The organism is Sphingobium sp. TCM1, from assembly GCF_001650725.1.
GTDB lineage: Bacteria > Pseudomonadota > Alphaproteobacteria > Sphingomonadales > Sphingomonadaceae > Sphingobium.
Window position 1 is genome coordinate 84,329 of the sequence record NZ_LXVX01000016.1, and the last position, 12,163, is coordinate 96,491.

At 64.5% G+C, this 12,163-nt stretch carries 15 protein-coding genes; 5 read left to right on the plus strand and 10 right to left on the minus strand.

The window, feature by feature from the left end; genetic code table 11:
- Window positions 1–89 precede the first annotated feature (89 nt).
- Both A7Q26_RS12890 and A7Q26_RS12895 read left to right on the plus strand, forming a co-directional pair.
- Window positions 90–1,247, plus strand: coding sequence for a pyridoxal phosphate-dependent aminotransferase (locus A7Q26_RS12890; protein ID WP_066860097.1), 1,158 nt, complete (start codon window positions 90–92; stop codon window positions 1,245–1,247).
- 154 nt (window positions 1,248–1,401) lie between these two features.
- Window positions 1,402–2,568: a pyridoxal phosphate-dependent aminotransferase gene (locus A7Q26_RS12895; protein WP_066860543.1), complete on the plus strand. Its 1,167-nt coding sequence runs from the start codon at window positions 1,402–1,404 to the stop codon at window positions 2,566–2,568.
- 79 nt (window positions 2,569–2,647) lie between these two features.
- On the opposite strand, the gene A7Q26_RS12900 is transcribed toward A7Q26_RS12895, so the two are convergent.
- On the minus strand, window positions 2,648–3,169 hold the full coding sequence (locus A7Q26_RS12900) for an energy transducer TonB family protein (RefSeq protein ID WP_066860102.1): 522 nt from the start codon (window positions 3,167–3,169) through the stop codon (window positions 2,648–2,650).
- A 375-nt stretch (window positions 3,170–3,544) separates the two neighbouring features.
- Here A7Q26_RS12900 and A7Q26_RS12905 point away from each other — a divergent pair, with 375 nt between their 5' ends.
- Entirely contained in the window at window positions 3,545–4,828 is a 1,284-nt protein-coding gene (locus A7Q26_RS12905) for an oligogalacturonate lyase family protein (protein WP_232313790.1), read from the plus strand.
- Between the two features lie 94 nt (window positions 4,829–4,922).
- On the opposite strand, the gene A7Q26_RS12910 is transcribed toward A7Q26_RS12905, so the two are convergent.
- From A7Q26_RS12910 to A7Q26_RS12930, 5 genes are read right to left on the minus strand one after another with little or no spacing between them, the layout of a single operon-like run.
- Entirely contained in the window at window positions 4,923–5,390 is a 468-nt protein-coding gene (locus A7Q26_RS12910) for an SRPBCC domain-containing protein (RefSeq protein WP_066860104.1), read from the minus strand.
- Complete coding sequence (locus A7Q26_RS12915; RefSeq protein WP_066860106.1) at window positions 5,387–5,878, minus strand: VOC family protein; 492 nt, start codon at window positions 5,876–5,878, stop codon at window positions 5,387–5,389. Before A7Q26_RS12915 ends, A7Q26_RS12910 begins: the two co-directional genes overlap by 4 nt.
- Complete coding sequence (locus A7Q26_RS12920) at window positions 5,878–6,684, minus strand: VOC family protein (protein WP_066860108.1); 807 nt, start codon at window positions 6,682–6,684, stop codon at window positions 5,878–5,880. The genes A7Q26_RS12915 and A7Q26_RS12920 overlap by 1 nt, the downstream gene beginning before the upstream one ends.
- A gap of 22 nt (window positions 6,685–6,706) precedes the next feature.
- Window positions 6,707–7,069 carry a DUF1428 domain-containing protein gene (locus tag A7Q26_RS12925; RefSeq protein WP_066860110.1) on the minus strand — a complete coding sequence of 121 codons (363 nt, stop codon included), beginning with the start codon at window positions 7,067–7,069 and terminating at the stop codon, window positions 6,707–6,709.
- A 22-nt stretch (window positions 7,070–7,091) separates the two neighbouring features.
- Window positions 7,092–7,532 (minus strand): VOC family protein, encoded by a 441-nt coding sequence (locus tag A7Q26_RS12930; protein ID WP_066860112.1) that lies wholly within the window; start codon window positions 7,530–7,532, stop codon window positions 7,092–7,094.
- Between the two features lie 121 nt (window positions 7,533–7,653).
- On the opposite strand from A7Q26_RS12930, the gene A7Q26_RS12935 reads away from it, so the two are divergent.
- Window positions 7,654–8,346, plus strand: a complete 693-nt coding sequence (locus A7Q26_RS12935; protein ID WP_066860114.1) for a winged helix-turn-helix transcriptional regulator — start codon at window positions 7,654–7,656, stop codon at window positions 8,344–8,346.
- Here the strand turns inward: A7Q26_RS12935 and A7Q26_RS12940 are convergent.
- Together A7Q26_RS12940 and A7Q26_RS12945 are read right to left on the minus strand one after the other, a co-directional pair.
- Window positions 8,321–8,641 carry a DMT family transporter gene (locus tag A7Q26_RS12940; RefSeq protein WP_066860117.1) on the minus strand — a complete coding sequence of 107 codons (321 nt, stop codon included), beginning with the start codon at window positions 8,639–8,641 and terminating at the stop codon, window positions 8,321–8,323. The two genes, A7Q26_RS12935 and A7Q26_RS12940, sit on opposite strands and share 26 nt — an antisense overlap.
- A 203-nt stretch (window positions 8,642–8,844) precedes the next feature.
- Entirely contained in the window at window positions 8,845–9,585 is a 741-nt protein-coding gene (locus A7Q26_RS12945) for an SDR family oxidoreductase (protein ID WP_066860120.1), read from the minus strand.
- A gap of 98 nt (window positions 9,586–9,683) precedes the next feature.
- On the opposite strand from A7Q26_RS12945, the gene A7Q26_RS12950 reads away from it, so the two are divergent.
- A complete protein-coding gene (locus A7Q26_RS12950; RefSeq protein ID WP_066860123.1) occupies window positions 9,684–10,118 on the plus strand; it encodes a winged helix-turn-helix transcriptional regulator in 435 nt (144 codons plus the stop codon).
- A 10-nt stretch (window positions 10,119–10,128) separates the two neighbouring features.
- Here the strand turns inward: A7Q26_RS12950 and A7Q26_RS12955 are convergent, their stop codons facing one another.
- Window positions 10,129–11,013: a hypothetical protein gene (locus tag A7Q26_RS12955; protein WP_066860125.1), complete on the minus strand. Its 885-nt coding sequence runs from the start codon at window positions 11,011–11,013 to the stop codon at window positions 10,129–10,131.
- An 86-nt stretch (window positions 11,014–11,099) separates the two neighbouring features.
- Window positions 11,100–12,113, minus strand: coding sequence for an NAD(P)H-dependent flavin oxidoreductase (locus tag A7Q26_RS12960; protein ID WP_066860128.1), 1,014 nt, complete (start codon window positions 12,111–12,113; stop codon window positions 11,100–11,102).
- Window positions 12,114–12,163 lie beyond the last annotated feature (50 nt).

Consider the following 12,163-nt stretch of genomic DNA (forward strand, 5'->3'; position numbering starts at 1 on the left):
TGCCGGGCATTTCCATGGCGGAAACATTCTGTACATTCGTCCAGCAGCGTGAAGAGTCTTTTGCAGAGGCTCGCAGGGAGACAGGGACCATGGCGACGCAACCCGATACCGCATTTGAACAGGATCTTCTCGACCGCGGCTATTCGCGCCGCCAGCTGGCGAAGGCAGCCGCGCTGATCGGCGCAGCCACCGCCACCATCCGGGTCGGCGGCGCCGCCGCCCAGCAGGCGGCCAAGCCCGTCGCCGGCGCCGTCCGCATCGGTGCCAACGAATGCTGGACCGGCCCCTTCCCCGTGGCCGCCGAAGCCGCGTTCAAGCTGGTGACGGAGGGCAATCGCTACGAACCGGACAATGAGCATCAGAAGCTGTTCGACGCCGTTTCGGCGGCCGAGGGCATTCCCGCCGACCGCGTGGTCGCCTGGCCCGGCTCGTCCGATCCGCTCAGCCGCGTCGCCGTCGCCTACGCCTCGCCCACGCGCGGCATCGTGACTGCCGACCCCACCTACGAAGCCATCTGGCGCACCGGCGCCTGGATCGGCGCCAAGGTGACGAAAGTGCCGCTGACCAGGGATTACGCCCATGACGTGAAGGCGATGCTGGCGGCCGACCCCAATGCGGGCGTCTATTATATCTGCTCGCCCAACAACCCGACCGGGACCATCACCCCGCTGGCGGACATCGAATGGCTGGCCAACAACAAGCCCAAGGATTCGATCCTGGTGGTCGATGAAGCCTATATCCACTGGTATGACGGCCCCAACGCCGCGAAGCTGGCGGCGACGCGCGATGACGTGATGATCCTGCGCACTTTTTCCAAGCTGTTCGGCATGGCCGGGATGCGCCTTGGCCTCACCTTCGCGTCGCCGACGCTGATGGAAAAGATGATGCGCTATGATGGCGGTCAGGTGACGGCAATGCTGCCGATGACCGCCGTCGCCTGCGGCACCGTGTCGGTCGCGCAGGCCGATCTCATCAAGGCGCGCCGCGCCGAAATGGTGGCCGCGCGCGACAAGGCCGTCAGCCACCTCAAGGCGAAGGGGATCAAGGTCATCCCCGGCAGCCAGGCCAATATGTTCATGGTCGACTGGGGCAAGCCCGCCAAGCCGATGCTGGAAGCCATCCTCGCCGCCAACGTGCAGATCGGCCGCAGCTGGCCGATCTGGCCCAATGTCTCGCGCGTCTCGGTCGGCTCGATGGAGGAAATGGAGGCCTTCAACGCGGCGGTGGACAAGGTCTGGAAGGCCTGATCGCCTTGTTTTGAAAATGCGCGGAAGATCGCATTTTTGACGGCGCGATTTTCCCAAGGAAAATTACCAAAAAGCAGGCGGCGCATTGCGGAAATGTGCCGCCGCTTCGTTTCTCCCAATGACTGACGCCATCGCAGGACAGGGGACGGACGACATGACCATGATGCTGAACAAGGATGCCAGGGACGACCTGATCGAACGCGGCTATTCCCGCCGCCAGCTTGCGGAAATCACCGCGCTGGTGGGCGCGGGCGTCGCCGCCAGCACGCTGCTCCCCGCCGCCGCGCTGGCACAGCAGCAGGCCGGGCGCGGAATCAAGGGCGCGGTACGCATCGGCGCCAACGAATGCTGGACCGGTCCCTTCCCCTCGGGCGTGCAGGCCGCCGCCGAAGCGGCCTCTTTCGGCAACTGGTATGATCCCGACAATTATCGGGGCGACCTCATCAAGACCGTCGCCGCGGTCGAGGGCATTCCCGAGGCGCAGGTCATGCCCTGGCCCGGCTCGGGCGGTCCGCTGGTCAGCATCGTCGCAGCCTATTGCTCGCCGACCAAGGGGCTGGTGACCGCCGACCCGACCTTCGAGTCCGCATGGCGCACCGCCGACTATATGAAGGCGCCCATCGCCAAGGCACCCCAGGCGATCGGCAAGGGCCATGACGTGAAGGCCATGCTGGCCGCCAATCCGAACGCGGGCCTCTATTATATCTGCACGCCCAACAACCCGACCGGCACCATCACCCCGCTGGCGGACATCAAGTGGTTGCTGGACAACAAGCCGGCCGATGCGATGCTGCTGGTCGACGAAGCCTATATCCACTTCTCTGAAGCGCCCAGCGCCGCCACGCTGATCGGCAACCGCAAGGACATTATCGTCATGCGGACCTTCTCCAAGCTGTTCGGCATGGCGGGCGTGCGCCTCGGCCTCACCTTCGCCGATCCCGAAGTGCAGAAGCGCATCATGCTGTTCGGCCCGGCGGCCGGCGGTCTCGCCATCACCGCGATGCATTGCGGCAACGCGGTTTACAAGGAAGCCGCGCTCATCAAGGCGCGCCGCGAGGAAATGATCGCCAACCGCGACGAAACCATCGCCTATCTCGCCAAGAAGGGCATCGAGGTTCAGCCCGGCAGCCAGGCCAATATGTTCATGGTCGACTGGAAGAAGCCCGCAAAGGACATGCAGGCCGCCCTGCTCGCTGCACCGGAAAAGGTGCAGATCGGCCGCAGTTGGGCCATCTGGCCCACCGTGTCACGCGTGACGGTGGGTTCGGCCGACGACATGGCCAAATTCCGCGCCGCCGTGGACAAGGTCTACAAGGCGTAAATCCCGCATCCTCATCCCAGGCAGAAGGGGCGTCCGGGCAACCGGGCGCCCCTTCCATGTCCAGGGGAATGCACCATCGTCAATTCAGGGCTTCCTCCTCGGTAAGCAGCCCGATCCCGAGGGCCAGCGTCTGGTTGCGACCGTTGAACAGCCGGTTATTATCCTGCGCCGCCGTCTCCAGCTTGCGGATCTGCCGGAAATAGCTGCCCTGATCCTTCGCGAAGAGGACGGTTGCGACATATTTCTGGCTCGGGCCCAGGCCGGCCGGCAGGGGATGCAGCGAACTGATCCTGGCGACGCCCTTCAACGCGGCATTGTCGAGCTGGCGCGACCCGGATGATCGGAGCAGCGTGACGCCCGCCGGCGTCCCCTTGTCGCTGCACACGAATTTCACCGCGACGACCCCTTCCTGCGGGCCGCTCGCGATATCGGGATAGGTCAGGTTCCGGGACAGCATATGCCCGGTACGCTGCGTCCATTTTTCCAGCGTCTGCTGCTGGGCGGTGACGTTGATGTCGCTATGTGGTTCGGCTCCTGCCACCCCATGGATCGGCGCCATCGCCAATATGGGTGACATCAGCATAAGCGTTAACGGTTTCATGATCGATCTCCTGCCTGAGGATGATCGGCCGGTTGCGTGAGGGCTGGCGCGATGAATGGCGTCTAGTCGGCCCGCTTGCGGTCGATGGCATGGGTGCCACTCCATGCGAGGTTGGGCTACCAAAACTGAGCGAATATGACAAAGGTATAATATTTCGCATAATCTTAAATTCTTGAAACGCATAATTTATAAAATATTATTTTAATGTTTTACAGTTGTAATACACTGTTTCCGTTTCTTCATCGCAATGAATATGCGCCGACTCACCCTCCTCATCGTCCGATCGCGCAACCGGAGCAAAGGCGGAGAGGCAGCTGGTAAATGACATCGACCCCATATATGGAATGGCGATCTACAAAGTGGAAAGGATGGACATTGAGGGGCAAGGGCATCTGGCTGGCGGCGATCTTCCCGATGCTGGCGGCGGCGCAATCGCCCGATGCTGCGCCGCCGCGCTGGATCGATGCCACAACCGGCCACCGCATCGTCCGGATCGATGACCGCCCCGGCAATTACGCCCTCTATTTCAACTATAATCCCTTCACCCCCGACGGAAGGCGCATGGTCTATCTGACGCCGGAGGGCATCCGCGTCGCGGACACCAGCGACTGGACCACCCGACTGCTCCTCCGGGAGAAGGTCGACCGCCTGCTCTTCGTCGGCAACCGCGCGCCGGTCGCCTATTATACCACCAACCCGACCGGTGGCACCGACAATGAAGGCCCGTCGGTGGTCTGGTCGGTCGATCTCGACACCGGCAAGCGCCGTCGCATCGCCGATCTGCCCGGTGGCCGGATCGAGGCGATCAATGCGGACGACAACCTGCTCGCCGGCCATTATGAACTGGCACCACCCCCGCCCGCCATCGCCGCGCAGGGCAAGCGCGATCCCAGGACCGGATCGCCCGGCTATAGCGGCACCGGGACGGACGGCCGCCCCCTCTCCTTCGCTGAAGCCAAGGCGCGATGGATGGACGCCCGCCTCGCAGCGGGCGTGCCGATGGAAATCTTCACCATCGACATCCGCACCGGCGTGCGGCGCAGCGTCACCCGATCGAAGGACTGGCTCAACCATGTCCAGTTCTCGCCGACCGACCCCTCGCTGCTCATGTATTGCCATGAAGGACCGTGGCAACAGGTCGACCGCATCTGGACCATCCGCACAGACGGTAGCCAGAAGACCAGGGTCCACCAGCGCAGCTTCCAGGGCGAGATTGCCGGACACGAATATTGGGCGCCCGACGGCCGCACCATCTGGTACGACCTGATCCAGCCGCAAGGGGTGCGCTGGCTCGCCGGCCATGATGTGGTCAGCGGCGCACGCCGCTGGTATGCGCTCCGCCCGGATCAGGGGAGCTATCATTTCAGCTCCGCGCCCGATGGCCGCAGCTTTTCCGGCGACGGCGGCAATGATGGCAAATATATCAGCCTCTTCCATCCCCGTCCCGATGACAGCCCCCGCGCCCGCACCACGCTCGAGGCGGATCGACTGATCGCAACCGGCACTCTGGAAACCGAACGCCTCGCCGACCTGTCGAGGCATGATTACACGCTAGAACCCAACCAGCATTTCACGCCCGACGGCAAATGGCTGGTCTATCGCAGCAATATCGAGGGCAAACCCGCCATCTACGCGGTGGAGGTGGCGAAGGCGCGGTGACAGCCGGCTTCCGGCCGCAGCGAGCGCAGTCGAGAAGCGATTAGGCACGCCGGCCGTTGCTCGACGACGCCCGAAACGAACGGAACTGGTCCAGCTAGGCGCTCGCCGCCGACGTCTCGCTGAGCGCCTTGAACTGCGCCATCATCTGGTCCCAGCCGGGACGGAATCCCATCTCCTCATGCCGCGCCCTGGCCTCCGCGTCCCAGTGGCGTGCGGTGGCGGTGAAGCGCGTTCCTTCCCCTTCGTCGGCAAAGCTCCAGATCGCGGTCATGAACGGGGTCTGGGGCACCCAGCCCGCCGCATAGGCGTCCGTCGTGACGACCCTTTCGCCCGGCAAGACCTCCAGGAAGACGCCCTCCATCGGCCCGGTCTCCTCGCCATCCGGGCCGAACATCTGCACCGCGCTGCGCCCGCCGGGGCGCAGATCCTCCTCGATCACCTCGGCGCGCCATGGCTTGGGACAGAACCATTCGTCCTTCAGGTCCGTCCACACCTTCCAGCAGATCGCGCGCGGGGCGGCGACATGGCAGGTGACGGATAGTTCATGCTCTGTGCTGTTCATGCGGCCCTCCCCTCGAATGCGGCCTGCATCGCGGCGGTGTCCAGCTTCCGCATCGTCATCATCACCTGCATCATCCGCGCGATGCCTGCCTTGTCGTCCGTCCGGTAATTGGCCATGATCTGCCGCGTCACCAACTGCCAGCACAGTCCATATTTGTCCGTCACCCAGCCGCACGGGCCGTCCTTGCCGCCATCGGCGGTCAGGGCATCGAAATAGCGGTCCAGCTCCGCCTGATCCTCGCACGCCACCGACAGCGATATCGCTTCGTCGAAGCTGAATTGAGGCCCGCCGTTCAGCGCCTGATAGCTTTGCCCCAACAGGGTGAACTCGACCAGCAGCACACTGCCGCCCGGCAACGGCGATGGAGAGGGATTGTGTTCGGGATAATGGCTGACATGGTCCACCGACCCGCCGAAGACGGACACATAGAAACGCGCCGCCTCCTCGGCCTGGCCGTCGAACCACAGGCAAGGAGAAATCCTGTCCATCACGCCTCTCCCTGATCCTGACGCATCCCGACCAGCGCGAACATCGCGCCTTGCGGGTCGGTCGCCTGGATGATCCACGCACCGCCGGGCACTTCCATAGGGCCGTTCAGCACCTGTCCGCCGCCCGCCGTTACCCGCTCGACCGCCGCGTCGATGTCGTTCACGACGAAATAGAAGAGCCAGAGCGGCACGGGCATCATCGGCGGCACGGGCATGACGCCGCCGGTCATGCTCTGGAAATCGCTGCCGCCGGTCTGGGAAATGAGCTGATAGCTGCCCATTTCGCCCATATCCATGGCTTCGCCCTTCGTCCAGCCGAACTGGCCGGTGTAGAAGGTCATGTCCGCATCGAAATCGCCGCTGTAGAGTTCATGCCAGCCGACATGGCCGGACGCCATCGGCGGCGGCGCATCCATGCCATCCGGGCTGGCGCCCTTGAGCAGCATGAACACCGCTCCGCCGGGATCGCTCATCACCGCGAAGCGCCCGACGCCCGATATGTCCTCAGGCGGCCTCTTCACGCCGCCCCCCGCCGCGCTCAGCCGCGCGACGTCGCCATCCACGTCGGCAGACCCGACATAGCCACCCCACCAGGGCGTCATGCCGCAGTCCTTCGCTTCGGCCGGAATCGCCATCACCCCGCCCAGTTGCCCGGCGCTGCCGGAAACGACATGATAGGGTTCGGCCAGATCGCCGCCGAAGGGCGCGCTGGTCCAGCCCAGCACATCGCCATAAAAGGCCAGCGCGGCCTGCGGGTCGCTGGTCATCAACTCATACCAGAAGAATTTGCCGGAAAAGTCGGTCATCGTCTTTCTCCTGCAACAGGTGTCAGGCTTTCGCGTCGAGCAGCACCTCGAAGCCGCCATAGATGAGCCGCGCGCCGGAAAAGGGCATGTCTTCGCCCTCCTTGGGCTGCATCCGGGGATCGTTCATAACCTTTTCCGCGCCCGCGTCGCGGGTCGCCTTGTCGGGCCATTCGACCCAGGAAAAGACAACTTCCTCATCCGCCTCGGCAATCACGGCGGTGCGGAAATCATTGACCTTGCCGGGCTTGATGTCGTCGGCCCAGCATTCCACCACGCGCGTCGCGCCATGCTCGATGAAGATCGGCGCGGCGTAGGCCGCCACCTCCCGATAGCGTTCCTTGTTACCCTTGGGCACCGGAATCACGAAACCGTCCATATAGGCCATCGTCTCTCTCCTCATTCTTGTTTCACATTTCGGCGGACCGTCCCGAGGCCAGCGCCGCCGCCATGTCCATCCACGCCACTTCCCAGATATGGCCGTCCAGGTCCGCGAAACTACGGCCGTACATGAAGCCATGATCCTGCCGTGGGTTCGGTTCGGTGCCGCCAGCCGCAAGCGCGCTTTCCACGGTCGCATCCACCGCCTCGCGGCTCGTCTCGCTCAATGCGAGCAGCACCTGTGCGGTTTCATGCGCGTCGGGAATCTTGCGCGGCGTGAAGCCCTGGAAGCGCTCCCGCGTCAGCAGCATCACGTGGATGCTCTCGGAAAAGCTCATCATCTGCGTGCTCTCGTCGGCGAAATCCTGGTTTGGCGCCGCCCCAACCGCCGCATAGAAGGCGATGGAGGCGCCCAGATCACCGACCGGCAGATTGACGAAAATCATCTTCGGAGCGGGTTCGGTCGCCATCTCACTTCTCCTCGGAATATTATCGGTCGCAGGCGCCTTCCTCGGGCCACGCGACTCACGGCTTGAACTTTCTGCGCCTATTGATTATTTTATGCAACATATACGTTAGAAAAGATAACCAATGAGTCCGCCACCCAGAAAACGTGCCTATCAGGACGGATGCGCCGTCGCCCATGCGCTGGACATTATCGGCGATCGCTGGGCTATGCCGATCATGCGCGAACTGATGCTCGGCCCCAAGCGTTTCACCGACCTGCGCGCCGGCCTGCCCGGAATCAGCGCCAATGTGCTGACGCAAAGACTGGAGGATCTGGAAGCCGCCAGCATCCTCATCCGCCGTCGCCTGCCCCCGCCCGCCGCCAGCCAGATCTACGAACTGACCGACTGGGGCCGCGAGTCGGAGATCCTGTTTCAGGTGCTGGGCCGATGGGCCTGCCGCTCGCCCACCATGGAGCCCGGCAAGCCGATGAGCCAGGTTTCGGTGATCCTGTCGATGCGTACGATGATCGACCGCGGCCGGATCGGTGACATGGACGCCAGCTTGGGCTTTCGTTTTGGGGAGGAGGAATTTCGCGCGACACTCAAGGATGGCGATTTCCTGATCGACCGGGGCGCCGCGGCCGGCGCAGACGCGATCGTCAGCGGCGACCAGAATGCGCTGGCCGCGGTTCTCTATGGTGGCGCGCGCTATCAGGATGTGGCGGAGGCGCTGACGGTCGAAGGCGACAGGGGGCTGGCGGAACGTTTCGCCACCCTCTTCCCGCTGCCCCCCAAGGCGCCCGACATGCTCAATGGGCCGCCGTCAGCTTCATGAGCACCAGCCCCGACAGGATCAGCCCCGCCGCGACCAGCCGCGCGGGGCTGATCGCCTCGCCCAGGAAAACGACACCGACCGCGAAAGCGCCCAGCGCGCCGATCCCGGTCCAGATCATATAGGCCGTCCCCAGCGGCAGGCTGCGCATCGCCAGCGACAGCAGACCGAAACTCGCGATCATCGCACCCAGGGTAATCAGGCTGGGCGCCAGCCGCGTGAACCCCTGCGACTGCTTCATCGCAAAGGCCCATACGATTTCCAGCAGACCGGCAAAAAACAACGCGATCCAGGCCATGACGGCTCTCCTTCCACAAGAGAGCCGGGCCGTCCCGGACTTATACCCATGACTGGGGGAGGACGTGGCCTCGCTTGCCGAATTCCATGCCCGTTCGGCCCATCGCCTAGTTGGGAAAGCTGTCGAAGCCCTGCCTGTTCTTAAAACAAGGATGGCCCTTCGCCAAGCTCAGGACGAACGGAACTGAGAAGGCGGCGCGTCTCTCAATGCGCCCCGTTCAGAATCCCGAACACCTGCGCGAACTCGCCCCGCTTCGTCGCCTCGCTGAGGAATCTCACCCGCTCGACATGGATTTCCGCGGGCGTCGGCTCCTGCCGCAGCAGCGCCATCGTCTCGGCCATGAATTCCGCCAGTGGCATCATCTGGTCGTTTTCGGCATGGCCCGGCATCAGATCTGTCTGCACGCCGGGCGGAACGATCTCGACGACCTCCACGCTCGTGTCCTTCAATTGCTCGCGCATCGAAAGGGACCAGCTGTGGATCGCCGCCTTCGTGGCGCTGTAGGTCGGCGTCGCCGCCAGGGGCACGAAGGCGAGTCCTGACGACACGGTCAGGATGGTCGCGGCCGGCCGCGCCTCCAGATGTGGCAGCAGCGCATGGGCGAGGCGGATCGGTCCCAGCAAATTGGTCGCGATCGTCGCCTCCGCGATGGCGAGGTCGATCTTCTCCTCGGCCACCATGATGCCGGCGTTGAGCAGCACCGCGTCGAGGGCAGGGAAGTCGGCGACCAATTGGCTCGCGAACGCCGTGATCGCCGCCGGATCGGCCATGTCCAGCACCATTGCTGCCATGCCGGGGTGCGCCGCCACGACCGCGTCCAGCGCTCCTCGCCGCCGCCCGGCGATGATCACCTGATTGCCCGCGGCATGAAGTTCATGCGCCAGCGCCGCGCCGATGCCCGAACCGCCGCCGGTAATGAGAATGGTCTTGCCTGTGGATTGCATGGGTCAACTCCTTCGGTTGGCTTTGACGACACCCTAAACTTATGCTCTCTTTTGGAAAGTAGGCACCATAAAGTGCCGTACTCACCTGAGGGTAAGAAATGACAAATCTGCTCGAAAATCGATTCCGTGCCGACGACATCGTGCAGGCTGAACGACATCTGGCGACGGAATCCCCCACCGACATCGACCCGCGCGTCGAGCGACTCGTCAACGAGCTGATCGGCCGCATCGCCGACAAATGGACCCTGCTGGTGCTGGAATTGCTGGAGGAGAAGGGCACGCTCCGCTTCACCGAGATCGGCCGGCAGGTCGAAGGCATCAGCCAGAAGATGCTGACGCAGACGCTGCGGCACATGGAACGCGACGGGCTGCTGACCCGCACCGTCCATCCGGTCGTTCCGCCGCGCGTCGACTATGCCCTGACCCCGCTCGGCAACAGCCTCAGCGCCGCCTTCTGCGGCGTCTGGGTCTGGGCCGAGCGCCATCGGGAGACGGTGGAAGCCGCACGCGCCGCCTTCGACGCGCGCGACTGATCCCCCGCGCCTACTCCGACGGCGTCGGCAGCGGCTGCTCCATCAGCCTCGGCGCGGCGCCCGGCAGGGTCGGCACCACTGGCGGCGGACCGGACAGCGATGGGGCGGGCGTGGCCGGCGCATCGGCCGGCGGCGGCGGCGCCTTTTCCAACGCGGTCGTGTAGCTGGGCGACCAGCCGCCTGGCGGCGGCGCCTCGCCCGGCGGCACGGGCGGCGGCGGCAGCGGAGTGGGCGACACCACCACCGTCACCGTCCCGCCGAAGCGCGACTGCCATTCGGCCAGCCGGCGCAGATAGTCCGCATAGGCGGCGTAAAATTCCTGATAGGGCTTTTCCAGCTCCTTCAGCGCCTCGGGCGCATAGGCCAGCAAGGCGCCGGACGGCATCGCCAGGATCTTCGTGCCAACGGCCGTCGCCACCGGGCAGAAGCTCTTGATGACTGGCGGCAGGGCGAAGAAATTATAGACGATGGTATTGAGCTGCTCGCGCGAACCCACGCCCGCCCGGCCATAGGCGACCTTGTAGTTGCGGTCGACGGCTGCGTTCGCATCGGTCAACACCGCCTTATGCACGGTCAATATCTGGTTATACTGGAGGCGCGCGGTGCTGCCATAGCGTTCGCAGTTCAGCGCCGCGACGTTTAGCGCCATGCGGACGTGCCACAGCGCGGTATTGGACGTCACCTTCCGATTGGGCGTCAGATAGGCGCCCTCTTCGTCCTTCGTCGGCAGGCTCATCCCTTCCGCCGCATTGTTGGGCGGCGTGGGACGGATAGTCGGGACGACCGGCGGTGGCGGCGCGGGCGGCGGCGGTGGCGGCTTGGGGGTCGAGCAAGCCGCCAGCACAACCAGCGACACAAGGGAAATTCGCCCAAGAAAACGGCGCGTTACGGACATCAAATTCTCCGAAGGGCATGATGCCCGTTCATGCCGGGCAAAAGGCGCAGGGGGAATATGCCTTATGCTCCGTTCACCGCAACCCCTCAGGCGGCTCGCCGTTCCAGCGCCTGGCCAGCTTCGTCCATCAACTGGGCGATGATCGCGGCGACGGGTTCTTCCTTCGTGACCATGCCGACCGACTGGCCCGCCATCAGCGACCCGCCCTCGACATCGCCGTCGATTACCGCGCGGCGCAGCGCGCCGGCCCAATAATGCTCGATCTCCAGCTGCGCCTGGCCCATGTCCACCGCGCCACTGTCGAGCAGATTGGCGACCTCGCGCTGCTTGGCGGTGAAGGCTTCGGTCCCCGCATTCTTGAGCGCCCGCACCGGGATGACCGGCAGGCGCGGGTCGATCTGCACGCTGGCGATCGCATCGCGCGCCGACGCGCGGAAAAAGGCCTTCTTGAAATTGGGATGGGCGATGCTCTCGCTCGCGCAGGCGAAGCGGGTGCCCAGCTGCACGCCCGCCGCGCCCATTTCCAGATAGGCGGCGATCGCCTCGCCCCGGCCGATGCCGCCGGCAACAAAGACGGGAACCTGCTCCGCCATCTCGGGCAGGATTTCCTGCGCCAGCACGCTGGTCGCCACCGGGCCGATATGGCCGCCCGCCTCCATACCTTCCACCACCAGCGCATCGACCCCGGACCGCACCAGCTTCTTCGCCAGCGCCAGCGCCGGCGCGAAGCAGATCAGCTTCGCGCCCTTCTGCTTGATCGCCTCGATGCTGCCCTTGGGCGGCAGTCCGCCGGCCAGCACGACATGGCTCACCTCATGCTTCGCGCAAACCTCGATCAGGTCGAACAGCTGCGGGTGCATGGTGATGAGGTTCACGCCGAACGGCTTGTCCGTCATGGCCCTGGTCGCGGCAATCTCCTTGTCCAGCAGTTCGGGCGTCATCGCGCCGCAGGCGATAACGCCGAAACCGCCAGCATTGGAAATGGCCGACACCAGATGCCGCTCGGATACCCAGCTCATCGCCCCGCACAGGATCGCGGTCTCGCAACCGAGAAATTCGGTGCCGCGGGCCATCAGGGAAGCGAGTTTGGCGGTGGTCATATGTCTAGCCTTCAAGATACAAAAAGCCCCTCCCCGTCGGGGAGGGGTTG

What these genes read in the sequence shown, in the direction of transcription:
- A7Q26_RS12940 (WP_066860117.1), bottom strand. Translation starts at nt 8,641, where the DNA reads ATGGCCTGGATCGCGTTGTTTTTTGCCGGTCTGCTGGAAATCGTATGG.
- A7Q26_RS12895 (WP_066860543.1), top strand. Translation starts at nt 1,402, where the DNA reads ATGACCATGATGCTGAACAAGGATGCCAGGGACGACCTGATCGAACGC.
- A7Q26_RS12900 (WP_066860102.1), bottom strand. Translation starts at nt 3,169, where the DNA reads ATGAAACCGTTAACGCTTATGCTGATGTCACCCATATTGGCGATGGCG.
- A7Q26_RS12955 (WP_066860125.1), bottom strand. Translation starts at nt 11,013, where the DNA reads ATGTCCGTAACGCGCCGTTTTCTTGGGCGAATTTCCCTTGTGTCGCTG.
- A7Q26_RS12950 (WP_066860123.1), top strand. Translation starts at nt 9,684, where the DNA reads ATGACAAATCTGCTCGAAAATCGATTCCGTGCCGACGACATCGTGCAG.
- A7Q26_RS12915 (WP_066860106.1), bottom strand. Translation starts at nt 5,878, where the DNA reads ATGGACAGGATTTCTCCTTGCCTGTGGTTCGACGGCCAGGCCGAGGAG.
- A7Q26_RS12960 (WP_066860128.1), bottom strand. Translation starts at nt 12,113, where the DNA reads ATGACCACCGCCAAACTCGCTTCCCTGATGGCCCGCGGCACCGAATTT.
- A7Q26_RS12920 (WP_066860108.1), bottom strand. Translation starts at nt 6,684, where the DNA reads ATGACCGACTTTTCCGGCAAATTCTTCTGGTATGAGTTGATGACCAGC.
- A7Q26_RS12930 (WP_066860112.1), bottom strand. Translation starts at nt 7,532, where the DNA reads ATGGCGACCGAACCCGCTCCGAAGATGATTTTCGTCAATCTGCCGGTC.
- A7Q26_RS12890 (WP_066860097.1), top strand. Translation starts at nt 90, where the DNA reads ATGGCGACGCAACCCGATACCGCATTTGAACAGGATCTTCTCGACCGC.
- A7Q26_RS12925 (WP_066860110.1), bottom strand. Translation starts at nt 7,069, where the DNA reads ATGGCCTATATGGACGGTTTCGTGATTCCGGTGCCCAAGGGTAACAAG.
- A7Q26_RS12945 (WP_066860120.1), bottom strand. Translation starts at nt 9,585, where the DNA reads ATGCAATCCACAGGCAAGACCATTCTCATTACCGGCGGCGGTTCGGGC.
- A7Q26_RS12910 (WP_066860104.1), bottom strand. Translation starts at nt 5,390, where the DNA reads ATGAACAGCACAGAGCATGAACTATCCGTCACCTGCCATGTCGCCGCC.
- A7Q26_RS12935 (WP_066860114.1), top strand. Translation starts at nt 7,654, where the DNA reads ATGAGTCCGCCACCCAGAAAACGTGCCTATCAGGACGGATGCGCCGTC.